At 46.4% G+C, this 23,762-nt stretch carries 24 protein-coding genes and 1 tRNA gene; 7 read left to right on the top strand and 18 right to left on the bottom strand.

Annotation, left to right across the window (positions count from 1 at the left end):
- Position 1 precedes the first annotated feature (1 nt).
- From A9237_RS04410 to A9237_RS04455, 10 genes are all read right to left on the bottom strand, one after another.
- On the bottom strand, positions 2-1,093 hold the full coding sequence (locus tag A9237_RS04410; RefSeq protein WP_005425633.1) for a flagellar basal body P-ring protein FlgI: 1,092 nt from the start codon (positions 1,091-1,093) through the stop codon (positions 2-4).
- Positions 1,094-1,137: 44 nt separating this feature from the next.
- A complete protein-coding gene (gene flgH / locus A9237_RS04415) occupies positions 1,138-1,917 on the bottom strand; it encodes a flagellar basal body L-ring protein FlgH (protein WP_005425645.1) in 780 nt (259 codons plus the stop codon).
- Positions 1,918-1,947: 30 nt separating this feature from the next.
- Positions 1,948-2,736: a flagellar basal-body rod protein FlgG gene (gene flgG, locus A9237_RS04420; RefSeq protein WP_005425600.1), complete on the bottom strand. Its 789-nt coding sequence runs from the start codon at positions 2,734-2,736 to the stop codon at positions 1,948-1,950.
- Positions 2,737-2,754: 18 nt separating this feature from the next.
- The gene (locus A9237_RS04425; RefSeq protein ID WP_005425588.1) at positions 2,755-3,504 is read right to left on the bottom strand and encodes a flagellar basal body rod protein FlgF; all 750 of its coding nucleotides are present in this window, start codon (positions 3,502-3,504) and stop codon (positions 2,755-2,757) included.
- A gap of 315 nt (positions 3,505-3,819) precedes the next feature.
- Entirely contained in the window at positions 3,820-5,133 is a 1,314-nt protein-coding gene (gene flgE / locus A9237_RS04430) for a flagellar hook protein FlgE (protein ID WP_005425641.1), read from the bottom strand.
- Positions 5,134-5,165: 32 nt separating this feature from the next.
- Entirely contained in the window at positions 5,166-5,873 is a 708-nt protein-coding gene (flgD, locus tag A9237_RS04435) for a flagellar hook assembly protein FlgD (protein ID WP_005425626.1), read from the bottom strand.
- Between the two features lie 17 nt (positions 5,874-5,890).
- Positions 5,891-6,304 (bottom strand): flagellar basal body rod protein FlgC, encoded by a 414-nt coding sequence (flgC, locus tag A9237_RS04440; protein ID WP_005425613.1) that lies wholly within the window; start codon positions 6,302-6,304, stop codon positions 5,891-5,893.
- A 5-nt stretch (positions 6,305-6,309) separates the two neighbouring features.
- Complete coding sequence (gene flgB, locus A9237_RS04445; RefSeq protein WP_005425594.1) at positions 6,310-6,705, bottom strand: flagellar basal body rod protein FlgB; 396 nt, start codon at positions 6,703-6,705, stop codon at positions 6,310-6,312.
- 344 nt (positions 6,706-7,049) lie between these two features.
- Positions 7,050-7,877, bottom strand: a complete 828-nt coding sequence (locus A9237_RS04450; RefSeq protein ID WP_005438646.1) for a protein-glutamate O-methyltransferase — start codon at positions 7,875-7,877, stop codon at positions 7,050-7,052.
- Between the two features lie 11 nt (positions 7,878-7,888).
- Positions 7,889-8,815: a chemotaxis protein CheV gene (locus tag A9237_RS04455; RefSeq protein ID WP_005425637.1), complete on the bottom strand. Its 927-nt coding sequence runs from the start codon at positions 8,813-8,815 to the stop codon at positions 7,889-7,891.
- A 76-nt stretch (positions 8,816-8,891) separates the two neighbouring features.
- Here A9237_RS04455 and flgA point away from each other — a divergent pair, with 76 nt between their 5' ends.
- The 3 genes from flgA to A9237_RS04470 all read left to right on the top strand — a co-directional run bounded on the left by flgA (position 8,892) and on the right by A9237_RS04470 (position 10,520).
- A complete protein-coding gene (gene flgA / locus A9237_RS04460) occupies positions 8,892-9,638 on the top strand; it encodes a flagellar basal body P-ring formation chaperone FlgA (RefSeq protein WP_078607758.1) in 747 nt (248 codons plus the stop codon).
- Positions 9,639-9,753: 115 nt separating this feature from the next.
- Positions 9,754-10,068, top strand: a complete 315-nt coding sequence (gene flgM, locus A9237_RS04465; RefSeq protein WP_005425628.1) for a flagellar biosynthesis anti-sigma factor FlgM — start codon at positions 9,754-9,756, stop codon at positions 10,066-10,068.
- Positions 10,069-10,094: 26 nt separating this feature from the next.
- Positions 10,095-10,520, top strand: coding sequence for a flagella synthesis protein FlgN (locus A9237_RS04470; protein WP_005438640.1), 426 nt, complete (start codon positions 10,095-10,097; stop codon positions 10,518-10,520).
- 210 nt (positions 10,521-10,730) lie between these two features.
- On the opposite strand, the gene flgP is transcribed toward A9237_RS04470, so the two are convergent.
- Together flgP and A9237_RS04480 are read right to left on the bottom strand one after the other, a co-directional pair.
- Positions 10,731-11,162: a flagellar assembly lipoprotein FlgP gene (flgP, locus tag A9237_RS04475; RefSeq protein ID WP_078607759.1), complete on the bottom strand. Its 432-nt coding sequence runs from the start codon at positions 11,160-11,162 to the stop codon at positions 10,731-10,733.
- A 9-nt stretch (positions 11,163-11,171) separates the two neighbouring features.
- Positions 11,172-11,810, bottom strand: coding sequence for a FlgO family outer membrane protein (locus A9237_RS04480; RefSeq protein ID WP_005425606.1), 639 nt, complete (start codon positions 11,808-11,810; stop codon positions 11,172-11,174).
- Between the two features lie 172 nt (positions 11,811-11,982).
- Between A9237_RS04480 and A9237_RS04485 the strand changes: the two genes are divergently transcribed.
- Together A9237_RS04485 and A9237_RS04490 are read left to right on the top strand one after the other, a co-directional pair.
- Positions 11,983-13,116 (top strand): flagellar assembly protein FlgT, encoded by a 1,134-nt coding sequence (locus A9237_RS04485; protein WP_032802617.1) that lies wholly within the window; start codon positions 11,983-11,985, stop codon positions 13,114-13,116.
- A gap of 68 nt (positions 13,117-13,184) precedes the next feature.
- Positions 13,185-13,261, top strand: a tRNA-Arg gene (locus tag A9237_RS04490).
- Positions 13,262-13,349: 88 nt separating this feature from the next.
- Here A9237_RS04490 and A9237_RS04495 read toward each other — a convergent pair.
- The 5 genes from A9237_RS04495 to chiP form a co-directional block, all read right to left on the bottom strand.
- Entirely contained in the window at positions 13,350-13,856 is a 507-nt protein-coding gene (locus A9237_RS04495) for a hypothetical protein (protein WP_027726697.1), read from the bottom strand.
- A gap of 198 nt (positions 13,857-14,054) precedes the next feature.
- Positions 14,055-15,011 carry an OmpA family protein gene (locus A9237_RS04500; RefSeq protein ID WP_020196223.1) on the bottom strand — a complete coding sequence of 319 codons (957 nt, stop codon included), beginning with the start codon at positions 15,009-15,011 and terminating at the stop codon, positions 14,055-14,057.
- 604 nt (positions 15,012-15,615) lie between these two features.
- Positions 15,616-17,043 carry a glutamate--tRNA ligase gene (gene gltX / locus A9237_RS04505; protein WP_020196224.1) on the bottom strand — a complete coding sequence of 476 codons (1,428 nt, stop codon included), beginning with the start codon at positions 17,041-17,043 and terminating at the stop codon, positions 15,616-15,618.
- 226 nt (positions 17,044-17,269) lie between these two features.
- Positions 17,270-17,866, bottom strand: coding sequence for a YccT family protein (locus A9237_RS04510; protein WP_038896402.1), 597 nt, complete (start codon positions 17,864-17,866; stop codon positions 17,270-17,272).
- Positions 17,867-17,989: 123 nt separating this feature from the next.
- Positions 17,990-19,111 (bottom strand): chitoporin, encoded by a 1,122-nt coding sequence (gene chiP / locus A9237_RS04515; RefSeq protein ID WP_005438625.1) that lies wholly within the window; start codon positions 19,109-19,111, stop codon positions 17,990-17,992.
- A 473-nt stretch (positions 19,112-19,584) separates the two neighbouring features.
- On the opposite strand from chiP, the gene A9237_RS04520 reads away from it, so the two are divergent.
- Positions 19,585-22,281, top strand: coding sequence for a heavy metal translocating P-type ATPase (locus A9237_RS04520; protein ID WP_078607760.1), 2,697 nt, complete (start codon positions 19,585-19,587; stop codon positions 22,279-22,281).
- 24 nt (positions 22,282-22,305) lie between these two features.
- On the top strand, positions 22,306-22,755 hold the full coding sequence (locus tag A9237_RS04525) for a DUF411 domain-containing protein (RefSeq protein WP_009705665.1): 450 nt from the start codon (positions 22,306-22,308) through the stop codon (positions 22,753-22,755).
- A gap of 66 nt (positions 22,756-22,821) precedes the next feature.
- On the opposite strand, the gene A9237_RS04530 is transcribed toward A9237_RS04525, so the two are convergent.
- On the bottom strand, positions 22,822-23,514 hold the full coding sequence (locus A9237_RS04530; RefSeq protein WP_005438618.1) for an oligogalacturonate-specific porin KdgM family protein: 693 nt from the start codon (positions 23,512-23,514) through the stop codon (positions 22,822-22,824).
- Positions 23,515-23,762 lie beyond the last annotated feature (248 nt).

Consider the following 23,762-nt stretch of genomic DNA (forward strand, 5'->3'; position numbering starts at 1 on the left):
ATTAGATGATGATCAGCTGGCCTTCAATGGCACCAGCTTGTTTCAATGCTTGCAGAATCGCCATCAAATCCGACGGTGCAGCACCGACTTCATTCACCGCACGGACGAGGTCATCTAGCGTCAAACCCGGTTCGAACTTGAACATCTTGCCTTTCTCTTCATTCACTTCGATATCAGAGTCCGGCACAACCACAGTTTGACCACCAGAGAAGCCGTTTGGTTGGCTTACATTGAGGTTTTCTTTGATTGCTACCGTCATGCCACCGTGGGTCACTGCCGCAGGTTTCAGACGAACATGCTTGCCGACCACAATCGTACCGGTACGAGAGTTCACAATGATTTTCGCCGCGCCATCCGCAGGGTCAAACTCTAGGTTTTCGATTGCCGATAAGAAGGCAACACGTTGGCTCACATCGCGTGGAGCACGGACACGAACAGACGTCGCGTCAACCGCACTAGCCATTTGAGGACCAAGGAAGTTGTTTACCGCATCCGCCATACGCTGTGCAGTGGTAAAGTCAGAATCAAGCAGGTTGAATGTGATGTAGTCACCACGTCCGAATGGGTTTGGAATTTCACGCTCTACGGTTGCACCGCTTGAAATAAGACCAACCGTTGGGTTGTTGCCGACGATTTTAGAGCCATCAGCACCTTCTGCACTGAAACCACTCACGACTAAGTTACCTTGTGCGACGGCATACACTTGGCCGTCTAGACCTTTTAGGAAGGTTTGTAGCAAGGTGCCACCACGCAAGCTTTTTGCACTGCCGATCGAAGAGACCGTAACGTCTACTTGCTGACCCGGTTTTGAAAATGGCGGCAAAGTTGCCGTCACCATAACCGCGGCAACGTTCTTAATTTTTGGTTTGGTACCCGGCGGCATTTGAATGCCGAAGTTTTGCAGCATTGCCGCGAAGCTTTGTTCTGTAAACGGGTTTGATTCACCCGTACCCGGTAAGCCTGAAACCAAGCCATAACCCACAAGTTGGTTGCTACGCACACCTGCCACTTGCGCGACGTCTTTAATACGTGCGGCTTGGGCTGTGGTTGCAAATAGCGCAACGCTCAACAGTGCTAATAGGATTCTTTTCATGCTTACTCAATCTCTTGCAGTCAATTTGCCGTCATTTCGACGTCTTACAGGGCTACATTAAAGAATCGTGCCAAGAAACCAGGCTCTTGCATATCTTGTGGTGAGCCTGTGCCAGAGTATTGGATTCTTGCGTTAGATACGCGATTTGACGCAATAGTATTGTCAAAATTGATGTCATCAGGGCGAATTGTGCCGCTTAGACGAATGTACTCATCACCCGTGTTCAGCGTCATCCACTTCTCACCGCGGATCACTAGGTTGCCGTTTGCCAGCACCTCAATCACTTCTACCGTGATGTAACCGCTGATGCTGTTGCTTTGCTTAGCCGAAGAGTCGCCTGCAAAGGTGTTAGTGTTGTTCAGATCGTACGAGAAGTTGTATTTGCCGCCAATTTGCAGCTCTTGACCACCGACAGACAAAGGCTCCATCTTCGCATCGTTAGTTTTTGATAGATCGGCGTTGGCACTCTTAGTCGCACGAGTGGTTTCGTCGAGTGTTACGGTAATGATGTCACCGATGCCACGTGGCTTAGAATCGTCGTATAAGTCGGTAATGTGCTCGGTGCTAAACAAAGAGCCCGTTGCTGCCGCATAGTGCTCCGGTTTTTGTTTAGGGTGAATCGGTGCCCATGCCGGATCGCCTGCCACCGGATCGGTTCTGCCGCGCAAAGTATCAATGATGCCGCTGCTCTCTTCTTTCGACTTATCGCCTTCAACCGCATCCACCACCGTTGTCGCTTGGCTGACTTCGTCGGTTTCAATCGGTTCTAGCATCGCACAACCAGACATGGTCGTGATAAGTGCAAGTAGACAAATACGTTTCATCATTGGCTCCCTAAATCCCGATCTTAGTGATTACAACTGCTGGTTAACGAAGCTCATCATCTTGTCGACCGATGAGATTACTTTTGAGTTCATTTCGTACACGCGCTGAGCTTCGATCATGTTGACCAGCTCTTCCGTTACGTTCACGTTAGATGCTTCCAGCATGGATTGACGAATTTCGCCCAAACCATCAAGACCAGGGACACCTTCTTGTGGGTCACCGCTTGCGCCAGTTGGTAGGTAAAGGTTCTGACCGATTGGCTCAAGACCACCAGGGTTTACAAAATCAGTAATGGTTAGCTGACCAACTACAACGTTGTTTTGCTCACCACGAATACGCACAGAGACTTCACCGTCTGTACCAACCGTGATAGAGATTGCATCTTCTGGAATCACAATTTCCGGCTCTACTGGGTATCCAGAGCCAGAAGTCACTAACGTACCTTCACCATCCAACGTGAACTGACCATTACGGGTGTAACCGATGTTGCCGTCTGGCAAAGTCACTTGGAAGAAGCCATCGCCTTCCACCATCATATCGAGTGCGTTAGTGGTGGTTTGCGCGTTACCGTGCGTGTGCACTTTTTGCGTCGCAACCACTTTAGAGCCGGCACCTAGCATCAAACCACTTGGCAGTTCCGTGTTCTGAGAAGACTGACCGCCGGGCTGGTTGATGTTTTGGTAGAACAAATCTTCAAATACCGCGCGGCTCTTTTTGTAACCTACGGTTGAGGCGTTCGCCAAGTTGTTCGAAATCGTTGCGATGTTGGTCTGTTGGGCGTCTAAACCTGTTTTACTTACCCATAGTGCTGGATGCATTGTGAACCTCTAACTCTGTTAACTCATACGAAGCAATGAATCTGAAGACTTATCCATCTCTTCAGCGGTGCTCATCATTTTGACCTGCATTTCAAACTGACGTTGAAGGTCAATCAGAGCGGTCATTTCACCTACGGCATTCACGTTACTACCTTCAATCGCACCGGTTTGGATGCTGATAGAGCCGTCTGCTTCGTAAGGCTGGTTTGGAGTTTTATGGCGGAATAAGCCATTGGTATCTTTAAACAAGTTTTGATCGTCTGTGCGTACAAGCTTGATACGATCAACCACTTCTAATTCTTCAGCCGGCGCACCTTGAGGCAGTACAGAGATGGTGCCGTCACGACCGATTTCGATTTTGGAGACTGGGATTGGCAAGGTGATTGGCGCATCATTTTCGCCCAACACCACATGACCGCTTGCATTCGTTAGCAAGCCGTTTTGATCCACTTTTAGGTTACCGTTACGCGTCAAACCTTCTTTGCCAGTTTGGTCCATAACAGAAATCCAGCCGCTGCCTTCTACCGTAATATCGAGGTCACGACCGGTTGTGATCACACTGCCTTGCGCAAAGTTGTGTCCTGGACGTTCCGTCATGCTGAATACACGTGAAGGCAAACCTTCACCATAAGCTTGCATAGAGCGAGCTTGTGCTAAGTCAGCACGGAAGCCAGTTGTACTCACGTTTGCCAGGTTGTTGGCACGCAATTGCAGGGCCTGCATATTTTGCTTGGCGCCGCTCATTGCGAGAAACAGTGCGCGATCCATAAATTACTCCAAAAGTTCTCTGTACAAGGGAGTAAAAGCAATAGTTATGCCAACATTAAAATAATGTTATTAATCAAAAGCTTGAATATAAATTGAGAGTTTTCAGATGGCAATTCAGGATGAATCAACCAAGAGAGAGGCAATGTTTTGATCCGTCTAGCGGCAACAGCGGCAAGTCAGAGATCAAAGCATGCCCAACCTGAACTGAGGTATTTTCAGGTTGAGCACCAGATGAATGTCATGATGTCATCAAACGATACGGCAAGTGCACGCAGTGTTTGATTAAGCAGATGATAGAGCTAACTAACGAGTGCTCTAACGGATCTGCAGGATATTTTGTTGTAGCTGGTTGTGTACTTCTAGCGCACGTGAGTTCGCTTGGAAGTTACGCTGAGCAGAGATCAGATCCACCAGCTCCTGAGTCATATCAATGTTTGATTGCTCTAGCATACCGTTGTTGATAGTACCGAAAGAGCCTTTGTTTGATTCACCCCAGATCTTGTCACCAGAGAACTGAGTTGAATCCCATTGAGTGCCGCCTTTCTTATCCAGACCTTGCTCGTTTGGAACACGCACTAGCGCCACACGACCCAATGTTACGTTTTCACCGTTTGAGTAAGTACCCAATACGCTACCGTTTTCATCAAAGTCTACTTTGGTCAGGAAACCCGTTGTCGCGCCATCTTCATCGAACTTAGTCAGTTCAAATGGTGCAGCAAACTGAGTCGCTGAGCCTAAACCAAAGTTAAGTGTTTGCGCAGGATCCGCACCGTTTAAATCCACTGGGTTAGTGTTTGTCGCAGGATCGCCCAACGCTACCGATGTGATTGGCTGACCGTTGTTTAGGCTTGCCAACGTACCATCGTTGTTGAACTTCATCGTGTGACCAACGTGACCCGTTGGCGTTGCAGCATCACCGTTAGCAACGTTCAATGGCTTCTCACCGCCTTTGTCTGTCACTGTGTAGTAAGTTTGCCACGTGTTCGGCTGAGTTTGGTCTTTCAAGTAGTAAGTCGTTAACTTGTAAGACTGACCCATCGAGTCATAAATCGTTGAAGAAGTCGAACGGTTGTATGTATCTGGATCTGAGAAATCAAACTGAGTCGGATCTTTCAAATCACCATTAGCCGGTAAGTTCACACCCACTTCAATGTTCGCTGTTTGCTTTGGCTTACCAAATTCTGCAGGAATATTGATTGGTTGTGGCTCGTAAGACGATACCTCACCAGACTCAGGGTTTACTTGGTAACCAAGTAGGAACTCATCGTTCGCTGTTACCATGTAGTTGTCTTTGTTCAAATGGAACGCACCATTACGTGTCATTTCATTTTGCTGTGGGATAAGGCGATCTTTCGCTACCGCGAAGAAACCCGTACCCGACACACGCAAATCCATTGGATTGTTGGTGTAAATGCTTGAACCTTCGTGGAACTGTTGCGCCACTTGGTTAGCTTGCGCACCGCCACCTGGAGTGGTTTTTGCGTTAGTGAACAAAGAGTTTGAGTACACATCGCTGAATTCCGCACGAGACTCTTTAAAGCCGTACGTGTTGGCGTTCGCAATGTTGTTACTGGTGGTGTTCAAATCCAGTTGAGCGGAGGACAAACCGCTTAAAGATACATATGACATTCCAAAATCTCCTAACCTGACGTGCTATTGAATTACGCTTTGCCGACTTCCAATACTTCTGCAAGTCGAACTGGCGATTCAAAACCTGCCAGATTGAGTAATACGTTTCCGTCGCCCTTACCTAGCAATACACTGTTCACGTTGGCGTAAGTAGACACTGGGAACTCTTGCGACTCCCCATCTACCAAGCCAGACGCTTTCACATTGTATTTGCCAGCAGGCATTGGATTTCCGTTTTCATCATTACCGTCCCAAAGCACACGAGTGTCGCCGGCTGGTTTCGCACCTACCTCAAAAGTACGCACCAATTGGCCCGCTTCGTTTTCCACTCGAACAAACAGGTTGTCGAGAGGTTGTGCAAGCTTAACCATTGCCGCCATTGTTGCATTGTCTTGCTTTACACCCGCCGCACCTGGGACCAATACGTCACGACCAACCAAAGAGGAAGCTTGTAACGCTTGGTTTGATGTCATTGACGAGTTCAAACTCTCGAACTGAGAGTTCATCTTGCCGATGCCATCTACGGTCGCAAATGACGCCATTTGCGCAATCATCTGGTCATTACCTACCGGCTTAAAAGGGTCCTGTTGAGACAATTGCTTAGTGAGCAAAGATAGGAAGTCTTCCTGTTTCAGGTCCTGCTTACCTGTGCTCTCTTCAGTCTTCTTGTTCTCTTGTAGGCTCTTAAGCTGGTCGATATAGGACAAGCCGCTTTGACCAACGTTGTTAATTCCGGCCATACGCTACCTCCTTATCCTTATTGACCCATCTGCAGCGTACGCAGCAGCATTTGTTTACTAGAATCCGCTACTTGCACATTGGTTTGGTATGCGCGAGAAGCCGAAATCATGTTTGCCATTTCTTCCATTACATTGACGTTAGGCTTGTAGATGTAGCCTTCGTCGTTTGCAAGGGGATGGTCTGGGTTGTACTCCGCATTCAGCGGTTTATCGCTTTCTACAATACCCATCACTTTCACTGGCACCGTATCACCGCCACGCATGGCGTTACTTAACTCTGCACCAAATACAGCATGACGCGCTTTGTAAGTGTCTTTCGCAGAGCTGCTGACACTGTCGGCGTTCGCCAAGTTGCTTGAGGTAGTATTCAGACGAACGGATTCAGCGCTCATTGCGGAACCTGTCACATTGAAAACGTTAAATAAGCTCATCTAAATTATTCCCCTTTGATTGCTTTGGTTAAGTTCTTGAATTTGCTGCCTAGAAAGTCGAGTGATGCTTGGTGTCTGATTTGGTTTTGCATAAATAAGTTACGCTCTAAATCCAAATCTACCGTGTTGCCATCGCCCGTATCTGGTTGCGTAGGAAGACGATATAGTTTGTCCCCGACCAACGTCGTAGTGGCAGGAATGTGCCGACCATCTGTGCGGCTAAGACCAATGCTTGCCCCAGATGTTGCCGCCTGCAATTCCTTAGCAAAATCTAAACCTCTTGATTTGTAGCCAGGCGTGTTAGCTTGCGCGATGTTGGTGGAAATCACCTCCGCATTGCGCTCACGTACGCCCACCGTGTACTGGTGGATGCCTAGTGCGTTGTCAAAAGATATAGCCATGTTTGCCTCTACATTAAGAACTGACCGTTATTAATAACTAAAAAGCAATTAGCGTGCCAAAAATAGAACATGCCGTTTTGCCGCTTCAGTTATCGAGGTAATGGATTGCAATAAGCAAGCCAAAGTGATTGATGAAATGTCATATCGAGCCAAGTAATCAGCTCGGCTCACTAAAAAATATACACCCGATGCCTGCCCATAGGCAAAAATGACGCTGGCTTTTACAGCAGAGAGGGGAAAAAGGAAGCAAGAATGAAACGAGAAAAGTGGGAGAAAAAAGAAAAGCCTGACACAAAGGTCAGGCTTTTGAAGTGGTTAAAAGAGTCCGCTATTTTAGCTTGTCGCTACTTTAACTTGTAAATAATACCTGGGTTGCAGCGCACCATCTCAAATTTGTCTGTCAAACCCGTCAGTGATTCTGACGCACCCAGCAGTAGGTAACCGCCCGGGTTTAGGCTGTTTGCCATTTGGTTCAGTACTTTCGACTTCATCTCTGGTGAGAAATAAATCAGTACGTTACGACAGAAAATGATGTCGAACTTACCCATTAACGCGTAGCTCTCCATCAAGTTTTGTGGACGGAAGTTCACTAGGCGTTTTACGTTGTCTTTGACTTTCATGCGGCCATCGCCTGCATCTTCAAAGAAGGTGCGACGACGCTCAGGCGAAAGACCACGACCTAAGGCAAGATTATCGTAAACACCCGCACGGCACATATCCAACATACTTGCTGAAATATCCGTCGCGGTGATCGACACGCTTGGCAATAAACCCGGCTTACGCTGCTGCGTTTCCAGAATCGTCATTGCCATTGAGTAAGGTTCTTGGCCTGAAGAGCTCGCAGCCGACCAAATTTTGATTGGTCGCTTGTTTGCCGCCATCTCCGGCAACAGTTTGTCAGCTAATACCGTGAACGGATAAGTATCTCGGAACCACAATGTTTCGTTAGTCGTCATCGCATCAACAGCGGCAATGCGTAGTTCACGATTGCGGCCAGTCACGACATCACGTAGCAAATCCGACAGCGACGCCAGCTTGAATTTTGTCACAAGCGGGCTCAGTCGGCTGCGCACTAGGTATTGCTTACTGTCACCTAATACGATGCCACATTGTGATTCTAGAAAACGGCTAAAGTCACGATACTCTTGATCACTGATTGTAATAGCAGTCATTAATGTCTCTTTTATTGTGTTAATGCAGATTTAACCGCGTTACCCAATTCATCTGGGTTAAATTTCGCAATGAAGGTGTTAGCACCTACGCGCTCAACCATCGCTTGGTTGAAGACGCCACTCAATGAGGAGTGCAGGATAACATAAAGGTTCTTCAAATCTGCATTTCGGCGAATTTCGGCCGTTAGTGTGTAGCCATCCATCTCTGGCATTTCGATATCTGAAATGACCAAAGAGATCTGATCGTAGATGCTACCTTCTTGTGCCATTTCAAGCAGCTTATTGTACGCTTCTTTACCATCTTTCACAGAGACAACTTCAAAACCGATTGAAGTAATTGCACGCTCAACCTGTTTACGCGCCACCGTCGAGTCATCTGCGATCAATACGCGACGCACGATTGGCTTCTCTTGTTCAGCAACTGCGATCTCTTCGCCGATGCTTGAATCCATGGTTTCGTCTACTGGTGCAATCTCTGCCAAGATTTTCTCAACGTCCAGAATTTCTACTAGCTCGTTGTCGATGTTTGTTACCGCTGTTAGGTAGTGCGCTTTACCAGCACCATCAGGCGGCGGCAAAATCGCTTCCCAGTGCATGTTAATAATGCGCTCAACCGAAGACACCAAGAACGCTTGGATAGTACGGTTGAATTCAGCAATCACAACAAAACATTTATCGATATCTGTCGTTGGACGGCCACCAATTGCCAAACTTAAGTCAATCACTGACACGGTATGGCCACGGATATGAGCGACACCTTTCACTAGCGGGTGTAGGTTTGGCATCGAAGTCAGCTTAGGGCACTGTAGTACTTCTTTTACTTTGAATACGTTAATGCCGTAGCGCTGTCGTCCCATCAACCGAAAAGTGAGTAGTTCCAATCGGTTTTGGCCGACGAGTTGCGTACGCTGATTCACCGAGTCAAGAATCCCCGTCATATGCTCATCTCCATCTCAAACTTTTTGTTTTTAAATGATACTCTACGACTGGCAGGCATAATACCAGAGAAACAGTATGGCGTATCATAATATGAATTCAACACCATTTACTATGACAATATGTAGAGCGTTATTTACAAAGTACGCTAAGTCTATCGGCATTTTGCTCAGTATGTTTAGCTTTTTTGTTCATTCAGCAACGGAAAGTCAGATCGAGCAAATCCGAACCGCCGCCGAGCAGCACATTCTTAGCACGGTAGAGCAACCAGCGGGAGGAAATTTGTCCGTCAATGCGGCAAATATTGATCCACGTATCAAAGCCACCGATTGCCCAGAGCCCCTTGATACATCTGCATCTTCAACCAGTAGCACACGCAGTAACATCAACGTATTGGTTGAATGCCCCGTCGATGACTGGAAGGTTTATGTTCCTGTGAGGATCTCAGCATCGGTTCCGATGATCGTTTCAACACGTCAACTCGGCCGTGGTGAGATCATCAGTGCTTCTGATGTGACGACTTCAATGATCGAATTACAGCGTTTTCGTAAAGATGGTTTTAGCAATATTGATCAAGTGATCGGTTCAAAGCTAAAACGTAACGTTCGCCTTGGTGATGTTGTAGAACGCAATGATGTCTGCGTGGTATGCCGCAATGAGAAAGTCACGATCAAAGCAGTAAAATCGGGTATGACGATCACCACGCAGGGCACGGCATTACAGGATGGATCCGCTGGAGATCAAGTAAGAGTGAAAAATGATAAGTCCCAACGTATAATAGAAGGAATTGTGACAGGCATTGCGGAAATCACCATCACCTTCTAGGGTTGGTTGGTGTACGGCAAATCGATCAATAAAAATGCAAAAAATCACTAAAGTTATTTTGCCCTTGGTCGATAGTCTGGATACCAGTATTACGATACGAGTTTAAGGTTGAAACATGGCAGGTATAGATAATATACGTTCAGGTCAGATGATGACGACGACAAGTCGCGCACCTGCACGAACGGATTCTAGTGCAACCAGCACTACAGAATCGAAAAAAGCGCCAGCACAACAAGACGCGGTATCACTAAGCCAACAAGGCAAAGCAGTCAGCAAACTCCAGAAGGATATGGCAGCTTCTCCGGCTTATGACAGCGCAAAAGTGGCGGCAATCAAAGAAGCAATTGCAAACGGTTCATACAAAGTTGACCCAGAGAAACTGGCGGACAACATGATCAAGTTTGAAAACGAATTGCAAGGCAAAAGCTAACTGACTTAGGCCCAAGGTAAGAATTCATGGCAGCATTAGTCGATCTTGTTAACTTCCAGCTAGAAAATGCAAAAGCACTTTCTGGTGTGTTACGTCAAGAAACACAGGCGATCAGCGCACGTGTGTCTACTGAGATCGAGAAACTTGCCAAAGAAAAGATGACACTCATTGGTCAATTAAGAACAACTGACCAGCGAATCGCCTCTCACCCGCACGTCAATCAACTTACCGAAGATGCAAACCTAAGTCAGGTTGTCGCACAGATCCAATCTATCATTCTCGATTGTCAGCAAGTAAACCAAATGAACGGTGAATCGCTCAATCGTGCTCAATCCAGTTTCAATAAACTTAACAACATGCTTCAGCGTACCCACGGTAAGGTCGGTATGACCTACAACGCCGGCGGCAAAACGCACACCATTTCGACTCTAGGCACTAACATTAAAGCCTAACTCTCTTTGAGCTCATCCCACGACTACTCTATCGACGTTGTCTTTTAGCCAGTGACTCTATTCCCCAAAACATAGCCAAAACGTAACCCAAACCTAACGTTCATAAACCAACGCGCATAAAACTCTCGCGTACAAAGCTCATACGTATAAAAAAGCGACCGATTGTTGCCAACCCGTCGCTCAAATAGATTATCTGTTTGTGAAGTTGTGTTAGAACAAGGTCTGCTGACGCTTCTCAGGCACCTGTTGTACTTCACCGTAGTCACGCAGTTTATCCATCTTACGGATATCCAAACGCAACTCTGTCACATAGCTGTCTTCCACTAAGTAACTACGTACCACTTCTGCACCTCGAATAACGCCATCTACCGCGCCCGATGTGCTTTCAATGCCTAGACGTTGATCAGCAAGCTCTGCACGCCCACTCACTCTCATACCATACACTTGCTCAGCAAGTTCACGGTAGGCATCAATCTTAGACGCACGCATCGCACGAACACGTTTCTCTTCGACAGTACGGCCAGTTTGCTCACTCACGCTTGCATAACCCACCGCCAACAAAATCTCATCTTGGCGCATCTGTTGTAGAGGCTGACATCCCACCAGCACCAATGTTGTGATAATAAATAATAACTTCTTCATGCTAGTTTCCTACGGGCGGAGAATCACAGTGTATGGCTGACGAATAGTAGGGTCAGAACGAATAAGCACGCCATCTTGGGTGCGGATGCTGTTCAGCGTATCCAAATCACGGCCAATACGATCCGCAGGTAAGAAACCTTGCGCCGTTGCAACCACGATGCGGCTCTGCATGCCTACAACACGAGCATTCACTAACACACCACCTTCTTGGCGAAGCATAGTGCCTGTCAGCACGTACTGGATCTCTTGCTCTTGTGCCAAATCTTGCCAATCACGGCTCAGTGCGAAATCGCCTTGCTGAGTCACTTGGATTGAACCTGTGGTTTTGAAATCCACGACTTTAAAACCTCGGCGTTGGAATTGATGAATAAACCCTTCCGATACCGAGTTACCAAGCCAGTTGGTTGCATCCATGTTTTGCAGATCGACAAAAGAAGTAATCGCAATCGGTGTACGCGACGATACTGCAACGTTCGAAACCATCAGCTCTTCCGTCATGCTCTCAATGAAATAGTCCATCGTATGACGCGGACTGTCCATCAGCATGAATTGGCTGCCAGAATACGGTTCTTTACCATTGTAAATTGGTGAGTACGCGCACGATGTTAAAAGCGTCATCATCGATGCGGCAACAAGCCATCTTTTCATGGTTTGATTCTCCAGATAATCTTAGGTGTTACTGCTCTTTTTAGACTTCATTTCAATAAAACGTAATCTTGGAACAGTCTTTGCTTTTCTTCTGTTTGTCGAACGAAAGAAAAGCCCACCAAACTTCACTGAAATTGGTAAAGCAATATTTATACCCGAACGGTTACTAACAATGAAAAAATTATTTTTTAGCCTAATATCAATCACTTTCATATTGATGACGCCATTTCGTGCGGCGGCATCTTGGTATGAAGTGACAGGCGTTGCCACTATCGTTTCTTCTGAAGAAGCGGCAAGGCTGCATGCGTTGGAAGATGCGCTCTTCAAGGCTGTCAACTTTTCGGGCGCAGACATTGGCAGTATCAGTAACTTGATGCCATTGCTGGAAGAAAACCGCAAAGAGTACCAATTCACCAACCATGAAGTACGTTACATCCTGGTCGAGTCAGAGCGTAAACGCAGCGGCAAGGTGGAAATGAGGATCCGAGTGGATATTTATCCATCGGCAACGGGTTGCCACGTGGATCAATACAAGAAGACGATCTTAGTCGGCAACATCGATGTCGCTTCTCCTCAACAAGCGGTCATGGGCCAAATTTACAATGTTGGTGATGATTTTAGCCACGTGGTCAATCGTCAGCTTGATCAAACCTCACGCAGTTTTGTGTCTGTTGGTACTACCGATTACTCCATCAGTGCTAATTACCCAGAGCGCACTAAGATGATCGCGCAAGACAATGGCGCGCAATACATCATCGGCGGGGTCATTACCGACTTGACCGCTACGATCGATGCCAAGTTGCTTAAAGACGACGTGATCAACCGCCAGTTTGCGATGGAGATGAAAGTCTTCGACGGAAAAACAGGCCACGAGGTTTACCACAAGAACTACCGCGAAGTGGCGCGATGGCCATTTGCTAAAACCAGCCAAGTCGATACTCGCAGTGCTCGTTTCTGGGCATCGACTTACGGTGAGATGATGCTGCGCGTTAGCCGCAACATTATGTTGGATTTGGAATCAGAGCTGTCTTGTAAAATCACACTGCCAGAGGTCGTTGCTGTATTTGGCAATACTGTAACCATGGATCTTGGCCGCATGCACGGCGTACAAGAGGGTGACCAGCTGCAATTGTGGCACACAGCGTCTTTCATCGACCAAAACGGCTTACCGCGTAATAAGGTCTCTCAGAGCGATATTACCCTAAGAGTAACTCGTGTTTACGAACACGAAGCGGAACTGACTATTGAGCAGCCAAACCTTGCCTCTAGTGTGCAAATTGGCGACGTAATGAACAAGATGCTTTAGCAACGCGTATAAAGCTTTGCGATATGCTTGCTTTTGAATATCATAGGCAACGCATCTTATTTGATTACGCCCCCATGGCACAGCTGGATAGCGCAGTCCCCTCCTAAGGGACAGGTCGTAGGTTCGAATCCTACTGGGGGCGCCATTCATCGCCTTAGCTTAGTTTATTTAAGCTAAGGCTTTTTTATGTCTACTGCTCAGAGAAAGGAAAACAAGAGAAGCGAACCGCATCGCTATTTGAGGTCGATGCTGTTGAGACGCCCCATAAAGGTCAAGATTTCGAGGTTGTCTTTGTGTGCATCAAGCAAGGCTTTTTTGGTTTGCATATAAGCCGCAAGCTTGCCGTACTTGTTGATAGACCGCACGACCGTTTTGTACTTGTATTCGCCAGCGTCATTAAACTCACGCCACTTTGCAATATAACAAGTGTCACGGTTGTCTGGGTCATCCAGCGTCGGGTTTGGTTTGTGGACTATCTTAGGCTCCACACTGTGTGGCAACCGCGTCATTAAGTACGGGTCTTTCAATAGTCTCCGCCAAAACTTCCCCCACATCTCACGCCCGAGCTCATTACGCAGTTTGATGGCCTTCTTAAGACCTCTCTTTTCTCCAATGCGCACGAATCCGACGGAACGATGCAAAACAGTATCTTCCGGTGTGTGGATATGAATCTTAAAGGCTGTCTTGCCTTTTGAAATGAAGCGGTGTCCAGTATTTGTAATTAAATTGCTCTTAGACATAGTGCTAACTAATAATTCTATTAATAGCTAAAAGGGTAAGCAAAACTCATAGATAATTAAAGTAATAAAATACAAAACTGTAAATAGCATCAGTGTTGATTCTTTTTTGAAACATCTAAATTCAGATGTAAAAAAGCCCCAAAGAGCGAACTCTTTGGGGCATTCAGCGCTTAAGGCTTCTAACGGTCAGATAGGAGCTTATTGCTGAACTTGGTATTCGAACTCAGGAACAACAACTTCTACGCGACGGTTTTGTTCACGGCCTTCACGAGTCTCGTTTGAAGCGATTGGGTTGTTTTCACCTTCGCCACGAGCGTGAATGCGATCTGCGTCGATGCCTTTTTCTACAAGAGCGTTAGCTACAGATTCAGCACGCTTCTCAGAAACTTTTTGGTTGTAAGCTGCTGGGCCTGAAGTATCTGTGTAACCAATTACGTCAACGTTCGCTTGTGGGTACTCGTTTAGGAATGCTACTAGGTCGTCTAGTTTCGCAGCGCTCTCTGGTTTAAGAGTAGTGCTGTTTAGCGCGAAGCTACCAGTACCGATTGTTTGAGTTTCGAAAGTCTTAGTTACTACTACTGGAGCAACTTCTTCTACAACCACTTCTTCAACTACTGGCTCTTCTTCTACAACAACTTCGTCGTTACCGCCGAACTTGAATGCAACGCCTAGAGTTGCAGAGTTGCCCATTGCTTTCACTGAATCGTTGTTGATGTCTGTGATTGTTTGGTATTCCGCACGTGCTGTTACGTTTTCGCTGATGTTGAATTCAAGACCAGCTGCACCTAGGTAAGAGTAGTCATCTTTACCATCGTTCATCATTAGGTAAGCACCACCCACTTTACCGTAAAGTGCGATGTCTTCTGTGATTGGTAGGCTGAACTTAGGAGCAAGAGTGATTGCTTCTACGTGACCACCGAAAGAAGTTTGGTCGAAGTCACCTAGGTTGTCGAAACCAGCTTCTACTGAGAAGTAGTCATTCATTTCGTAACCAACAAAAGCACCTAGAGTAGAGCCATCTTTGTCACAAGCTTGACCAGCTACACAAGCGTCTTCCATCCAAGACTTACCCATCTTACCGCCCACGTATACTTCTGCGTGTGCTGCTGAAGCCATAAGTAAAGAAGCTGAAATTACCGCTGCTAGTTTTTTCATTATTGATTCCTCTAAAAGAAGTTCTCTTGTTCGTAACGAAATGCGCCGCCTGACTGACGTTGTATTTCAATTCTTTTATTCAGTTCCTTTGAGTTTGATACCGAAGTAACTTCCGACTGTTTGCATAAAAGTCACTTGGGTATACCTCCTGGTCAGTGGTGCATATCGCTCCCTCACTGACGGCGAGCACTATAACTCCAAGAAATCCCGAGACAAATCCCAAAACTGTCAATTTAATGTCATCGAAAAGCATGACTTAATGTGATCTAGAGCACTCTAAAGCGAGCTGCGACAATGAAGCAAACGTTTGCGCGATATTTCGAAAAAGAATAGGTAAAGCAAATTAACTTCTCATTAATGAGACGATAAATGGGGAACTTTATGGATTGTGTTTTTAATTCAGAGAGATATTTCGTATGAAACAAGCAAATACGCATTTGCAAAGGTTATATTTGGATAAGTAAAACTTATCAATTTTTGAGCAACTTGATGATAAAAGATACATAAAGGACAACCGACCTTGGTGAAATTAGGCCGTTTTCCTAGCAGAAGATACAAAAAAGCCGCGAAGTTTATCGCGGCTTTTGACTATTTATTCAGGCAATTATGCGTTTGCTTCACGCTCAGCGATGAACTCAAGCGCCATCTTGATGCGAGCAACACAGCGCTCTTTGCCAATCAGTTCCATTACTGCGTCTACAGAAGGAGACTGACCGCCACCTGTTACTGCTACGCGCAGTGGCATACCGATTTTGCCCATGCCGATTTCTAGCTCTTCACATACTGCTGCGATAACGCCATCTTTGATGTTCGCTGTCGTCCACTCAGTCAGTGCTTCTGCTTTCGCTAGAGCAAGCTCTAGAGGCTCTTTAGCAACGCCGCGTAGGTGTTTCTTCGCTGCGCCCGCTTCAAACTCAGCGAAGTCTTCGTAGAAGTAACGGATTTGCTCAGCTAGCTCAACTAGCGTGTTGCAACGCTCACCCACTAGTTTGATCACTTCAGTGATAGCTGGGCCGTTTGTAACGTCTAGTTTTTGTTGATCTAGGTGCCATTGTAGGTGCTCTGCAACGTACGCTGGATCTGAGTTCTTAATGTAGTGGTTGTTCAACCATTGCAGTTTGTCAGTGTTAAATGCTGACGCTGACTTAGATACTGCGTTTAGGCTAAACAGGTTGATCATCTCTTCTTGAGTGAAGATCTCTTGATCACCATGAGACCAACCAAGACGCACTAGGTAGTTGTTTAGTGCTGCTGGTAGGTAACCCATATCGCGGTATTGCATTACTGATACAGCGCCGTGACGCTTAGACAGTTTCGCACCGTCATCACCTAGGATCATTGCACAGTGTGCGAATGTTGGTACTGGCGCACCTAGTGCTTCGTAGATGTTGATCTGACGAGGCGTGTTGTTGATGTGGTCTTCACCGCGCACTACGTGAGTGATGCCCATATCCCAGTCGTCAACCACTACACAGAAGTTGTACGTTGGCGAACCGTCAGTACGACGGATGATCAGATCATCCATTTGTGTGTTGCTGATTTCGATACGGCCACGGATTTGGTCATCAAATACTACGCTGCCTTCTTTCGGGTTACGGAAACGGATAACACATGGATCGCCATCTTTTGCCGCTTCGTTTGCCGCTTTGATCTTTGGATGGTTAGCATCGTAACGAGGCATTTCTTTGTTTGCTTCTTGCTCTGCACGAACTTCGTCTAGCAGCTCTTTAGATGCGTAACATTTGTATGCTTTGTCTTCTTCTAGAAGCTTATCAACCATCTCGTTGTAACGATCAAAACGTTGAGTCTGGAAGTAAGGACCTTCGTTCCACTCAAGACCTAGCCATTCCATGCCCTCTAGGATCGCATCAACCGCTTCCTGAGAGTTACGCTCAAGGTCAGTATCTTCGATACGTAGAACGAATTCACCACCTTGGTTTTTAGCGTATAGCCAAGAGTAAAGTGCAGTACGCGCACCACCAACGTGTAGGTAGCCAGTTGGGCTAGGAGCAAAACGAGTTTTAACCGTCATCAGAGTTCCTTAGGGGTAATGAGCAACGAGAGGGCTCTCGTTGTAATATCAAGGATAAAAGTGGCGACATTTTACCACCGTAAGTCGATTCTACAATCCTTCCGTGTGGTTTAACGCCAGAAATACAAACAGGGCAGCACCGATTAAGGTACTGCCCTCTTATTTATAGCGACAAAATACTTAGAACAACAGAAAAGCTATCGCAAAAGAAAGTTACGAATGCCGATTATTTCAGGTTCTGCATCGCCCACTGCATAAATTCTTGTTGCTCTTGACGGCTTAGATCACTGAAGGACTCTTTTAATGTCTTAGTGACTGCCGGAGACGCCGCGATGCTTGCTTTCGTCGATTGCTTGTTCATTGCTTTGTTGTAATCAGCCACTTCACGTTCATAGTCGCGGAACCCTTGTAGGCCACCTTTGCGAAGTTGAACCATTGAAAACTCAACATCTTTGCCACTTGCATCTTTAAGCGTCAGTTTCGGATCCATTTCAAATGCTTTGGCTTCTTCAATAGTGCGGAACTTATTGTATGTCAGCGTGAGCTCTGCATCTTTCGGTGCATCGAACTCAAGTAGAAGCGGCTGTGAATCGAATTTACGACGCTTGCCATCTTCAAATACAATTTGACCAACATTCACAGCAAGTTGGTTTGCACCATCTTCAACTTTGATGCTGTTGTTATCAGAGATCCACTCAGGGTAGACGAACTCACTGTTGAGAACGCGAGGAACCAATTCCGCTTGCAGAGTCAGTTGAGCAGCAAATGCAGGCGCAGAAAGGATTGCGCAAAGTCCTAATAGTGTGGTTGTTTTTTTCATCATGGTTTTCTCGTCTTATACCAATTTAGATAAGCCACTGAAACTAACAGGCCGGTCATTCCAATGGCTTATGTGAATAAGTATCAAGACAAAAAGGGCGTTTCCGCCCTTTTAGCTGCTTCTATATTAGAAGTAGTATTCAACACCTACAGAGAACTCGTCGTAGTCAGCTGACTTCCAACGTGCTTTAGTGTTATCGTCTAGTTGAGACGCACCGTCACCGAAGTCTAGAGTACGTGCACGAGCGTAAAGTACTGCAGATGGGTCTACGAAGTACATGATCTGTGCAGATAGTACATCATCTGCTGTGTTGTCGATTGTCTTACCGTCACGTTCTAGGTCAAAGTTTGCTGCGTAACCCAGTTTGTACTGCCAGTCACCTGTTGTGTACATCAGACCTGCAGACATTGCATCTTGCTTCTCGTTTACACCGTTGCTTGCGTCAGCTTCCATGTATTTGTATTGAGCGAAGAAAGAGATACCGTTTTCAAACCAACCTTGAACACCTACTAGGTACGTGTTGTTTTCCCAAGTTTGACCTTCACCTTCGATGTTGCGGTTACCTTCGTACGCAGCATCCAATTGTAGTGGACCTAACTTGTAGTGAGCCGCGATGCCGCCCCAGTAATCGTCGCCTTCACCTAGACCAGCTTTGTCACCTGCACCCGCTGCGATATCTAGAGAGAATTTGTCAGCAAACATTGGAGAGTCCCAACGGATTGTGTTTGATTGACGGTCTTGGTACTTAGCACCACCGATCGCACCACCCCAGTCGTAAACATCGCCTAGACCTGGGTTAGATGCTGGCCAGTCAACCAACTCGTACATTGGAGTAAGAACACGACCTAGACGAACTTGACCCCAAGACGCGCTTTCAAAACCTACGAATGTGTCACGCTCACCAAGACCTGCACCTTCACCACCGAAGCTTGGGTCTACGTAGCCACCTTCGATTTGCCAAATGAACGTTGGTTCAAAGTTAGCGAATTGCTTTTTACCACGGAAGCCGATACGTGATTCGTTGTTTAGCTGCATGCCGCCCAAATCGTCGTCAGTTGCTTTGCTACCAGAATCGTAATCGCGGTACGCGGCCTGCATCGCGATAATGCCGTAAACTTCGTAAGAGAAAGAGTCTTTAGTTAGGTACTCTTTCGCTGCATCACTGTTTGCACCATCAGCAAAAGCTGAACCACTGAACATCATGCCTGTGATTGCAGTAGCAAGTAGGCTTTTCTTTAGGTAAGACATTTTTAACCCCTATATTTTTAGTTTTTTCCATTTTCAAATTCGCTAACTAGGACATTGCAGGAACTTGAAACAATGTGTGGACGGGGCAAATATGACAAACTTTTTTCGCAGTAAAAAACTTTCCAAACCGCAATCTGAGCAAGTTCAAAATCAGAAGATCAAAAGCAATATAAACCAATAATTAACAATAACTTATAGTGGAAAATAAAAATATAAAAACGTCAAAACCACTCAATCTCTCTCTGTTTTTATATAAAAAGCTCAAAAATCGTGAGCGCCTTCACTCAACTTTTAGGCGTTTTAACGGAACTTTATATTCAGAGAGAAAAAACTTTGAGATAACTCGCAACAATCCCTGCACAAAGGCTGTGCAATAACGTCGATTTTGACGAATTTGTTTCGCGTCGAAAAACTTGACCTTCCCCTTGCAGGAAGGTTTATGCTCTGCTCATTACTATTATTGAGGACAAATTATGTATCAGTTCGTTGTACCTATGTCAGGGCTCAACTGCATGGGCTGTGCGAGAAAAGTTGAGAAAGCTTTACATACCAATCACAGTGTTGAGATCATCAATTTGTCCCCGACCATGGTTGAGGTGAAAACCGAGTCCCCTCTTTCTTCTATTGTTGAATCCATAGAATCGCTGGGTTATCACGCAGGACATCAATATCAGTTCCACCTAGCTGGATTGAGCTGCGGCGGCTGCGTGAAGAAGCTCTCTTCTTTATTAGAAGCGAATCAAGACGTCATTGCGTTTCAAGCATCGACAACCCAACTCGATATCACAACCCTACTCTCAGAGCAGCAAGTGATCGATCTTGTGGCAACTCTTGGCTATACCGCTAGCCTTGATTCTATTGAAGTAGAAGAAGAAAGCTCACCAGAGATTAAACAGGCAGAAAAGCAAAGCAATATTAAAGATGTACAGGTGCCACCAGCGAGTATTCAATTGCAAATGCTGATTCAAGGCATGACTTGTGCGAGTTGCGTCTCTTCAGTAGAAAAAGCACTTACTAAAGTAGAAGACATTGAGAAAGCACAAGTAAACCTTGCTGAGCAAAGTGCATTAGTGTTCGCCACTCAAGATACAGAAGCCATTCACCAAGCGATCGTTGAATCCGTAAAACAGGCCGGTTACCAAGCAGAGATCTTGCAAGACGCAGCAACCCAACAAGAAAAGCAAGCAGCTCAACAACTTGCCCAACAAAAACGCTTCAAGCTAGATGCTATTGCTGGCTTAGTTGTCGGTGCGCCACTGATGTTGTGGGGAGTGTTTGGCGGCAACATGGTGATTCGCAATACGAACGACCAGCTAGCTTGGGGCGCGATTGGTATTCTGTGTCTCTTACTGCTTGCAACCGCGGGTAAGCACTTCTTTACTAACGCATGGTTAGCAGCCACTCACAAACGCGCCACCATGGACACCTTAGTAGCGCTAGGTACTGGTGCGGCGTGGTTCTATTCAATGCTTGTGGTGATTTTCCCAGACTGGTTCCCTCTTGCTTCACGCCACGTGTACTTTGAAGCGAGCGCAATGATCATCGGCTTAATTTCTCTTGGTCACTATATAGAAGCAAAAGCCAAAGCCAACACAACACGCTCATTGCAGGCTCTGATTAACCTGCAACCTCAGCAAGCGACTGCGATTACAGAACAAGGTGACCAGCAGATCGCAGTTGAGCAAATCACGCTAGGCATGAAACTGCGCATCAAACCGGGCGAGAAGGTGCCAGTAGATGGCGTTGTGATACAGGGTGAATCGTACATTGATGAATCGATGCTAACCGGTGAACCCGTACCAGTGTTAAAAGCGCAAGATGCACAAGTGTCTGCCGGTACATTAAATACCGATGGTGGATTAGTCATTGAAGCAACGGGCATCGGCGCGAACACCATGCTGGCTCGAATCATTCGCATGGTACGCACAGCGCAAAGCAGTAAGCCTGCCATTGCCAAATTAGCAGACCAGATTTCATCGGTATTTGTTCCGGTCGTGGTCGGCATCGCAATCCTTGCTGCTTTGGTTTGGTTTGCCGTAGGTCCAGAACCTAAAGCCAGCTACATGCTTGTGGTAACGACCACCGTACTGATCATCGCCTGCCCTTGTGCGCTAGGCTTAGCAACGCCATTGTCGGTCACCGTTGGTGTCGGTAAAGCCGCAGAGCTCGGCATTCTGATCAAAGACGCTGACGCACTGCAGTTGGCGAGCAAAATCGACACGGTCGTATTCGATAAAACTGGCACGCTTACTCAAGGTAAACCGAGTGTGCAGCAAGTGTTTACTCACGCCACCAGCCAAGAGCACATGCTTGCTCTGGCATTCGCGGCAGAGCGTCAATCGGAGCACCCATTGGCAAAAGCCGTGTGTGATTACGCGAGAAAGCACAAGACTGAAAGTGTTGAATTGAGCGCATTCGAGAACATTCGTGGCCGTGGCATCACCGCGACTTACCAAGCACAACCGCTACTCATTGGCTCATTGCAATTTATGCAAACCGAGCAGATTGATACCAGCTCAATGAAGCAAGCGATTGAAGATTGTGCAAACAACGCATGGACACCAGTGGCTGTGGCTCTGAACAATGAACTGATTGGTTTAATTGCCATCGCTGACCCGATTAAATCTGATGCCAAGCAAGCGGTGTCTGCATTAAAATCGCAGGGCATAAAAACCGTCATGCTCACAGGCGACAACCAACACGTAGCCAATGCTATCGGTAAAGAGCTCGGCATGGATGAAGTCATCGCTCAAGTGATGCCCGACGAGAAAGCACAACATATTAAACTGCTGCAATCTCAAGGCCGCACAGTGGCGATGATCGGTGATGGCATCAATGACGCGCCAGCCCTTGCGCTGGCGGATCTTGGTGTCGCAATGGGAAGTGGCAGTGACGTTGCAATCGAAAGCTCACAAATGACCATTCTCAATACATCACCAATGGCCGTTGTGCATGCGATTGAACTTTCGCGCGCGACACTTAAGAACATGAAACAAAACTTGTTCGGCGCCTTTGTTTATAACTCGTTGGGTATCCCTATCGCCGCAGGCGTACTTTACCCAGCGTTTGGATTTTTGCTCAGTCCTGTCGTTGCTGGTGCAGCGATGGCACTGTCTTCAATCACGGTCGTCAGTAATGCAAATCGACTACGACTGTTTACCATTAAGTAAGCGACACTTCTTCTCGAGGATATTATGAAGTTGAAACTATTGACCTTTACAATGCTTGCTGTCACATCGGCGAACGTATTAGCCGCTGATGTCATCAACCACAAATCGCCATACTGTGGCTGCTGTGGCGAATGGACAAAACACATGGAAGAGAACGGCTTTACTGTGGAAGAGAAGCTGCATGATGACATGAATGCGATCAAACGCGATTTGGGCATCAAGAACGAACAGCTTTACTCTTGCCACACCGCAGAGATCGATGGCTACGTATTTGAAGGTCATATTCCTGCAGACGACATTAAAGCGTTTTTGGAAAACCCACCTCGAAATGCAAAAGGCCTGACTGTACCGGGTATGCCAATGGGCTCACCGGGCATGGAGTACGGCGATAAGAAAGACAGCTACGCTGTTTACGCCTACAACGAGAAAGGTCAGGTTTACGAATACCGCTACCACAAAGGTAACGACCAATAAAAACAAAGCCCAGCGATTCAAACCGTTGGGCTTTTTCTTAATGGACAGTTAAGACAAACTTTTTAATTAGAAGCCGTAAGACGCACCGAACACGAACGCGTTGTTCACTAGGCTGTCACCCGCTGAGTTTTCTGCACCGTGAGCTTGGCTACGGAACTCAAAGTATGGCTGTACGCCTTTACGAGTCCATGTTGCACGCAACTCGTGGTCCATGGTCTCTGCTTCAATCATGTAAACGTTGTTGTAGCTGAAGGTCACGTCTTCATTCATCGCGTAACCAATGCGGTTATCCATGCGGTAATCTGTATCTGCATCAGCGTCTGTTGCATCAATGTGTGCACGAGTACGGTTGCTTAGCGAGATACCGTTATCGAAGTTGTAGCCGATTTTAACCAAAGGACGGTATTGGATGCTCTCACCCGCAGAGAATAGGTGTTGGTATCCTGCTGCAACCCATAGGTGATCAGTGATGTTAAATGCTTGCTCACCACCCACAGTGATTGCTGGTGTTGTGTTACCTGCGCCGCCGTTTTCAGTTTCTAGTTTACCTAGTTGAATGCCGTCAAACTCAGTGTAAACCGTGAAGCCGCCGAATTGGTTATCGAAAGTGTGGCCTGCTTCTAGCGTTGATGTCATGTCCGAACCGTGAATTCGGCCATCATCGTGGAATTGGATGTTACCCGTTACGTAAGATGAGCCTGCGAAAGCGCTTGATGCGAAAACAAGAGAAAGTGCACTTAGTGCAAAAACGTTTTTCATAATTACTGCCTTTATTTGTTCACGTTATGCGATGAGATGTCCGGCTATCACTTGCCCTTCATCGCAAACATTGGGATGTGCCTCCCTGGCGACAGCAATACTGCGCAATTTAATTCGCATTGAAAAATAAATCGTTTAAAACAGTGATCCAATTCAAATCAACATTTTCGAAATCCAAAAAAGTTTATTAAATACAGAATCTTGCTATAAAACCTAAAAATTCGTCAAAAAAATAAAGTGTGAAGTCA

This window comes from Vibrio owensii, assembly GCF_002021755.1.
GTDB lineage: Bacteria > Pseudomonadota > Gammaproteobacteria > Enterobacterales > Vibrionaceae > Vibrio > Vibrio owensii.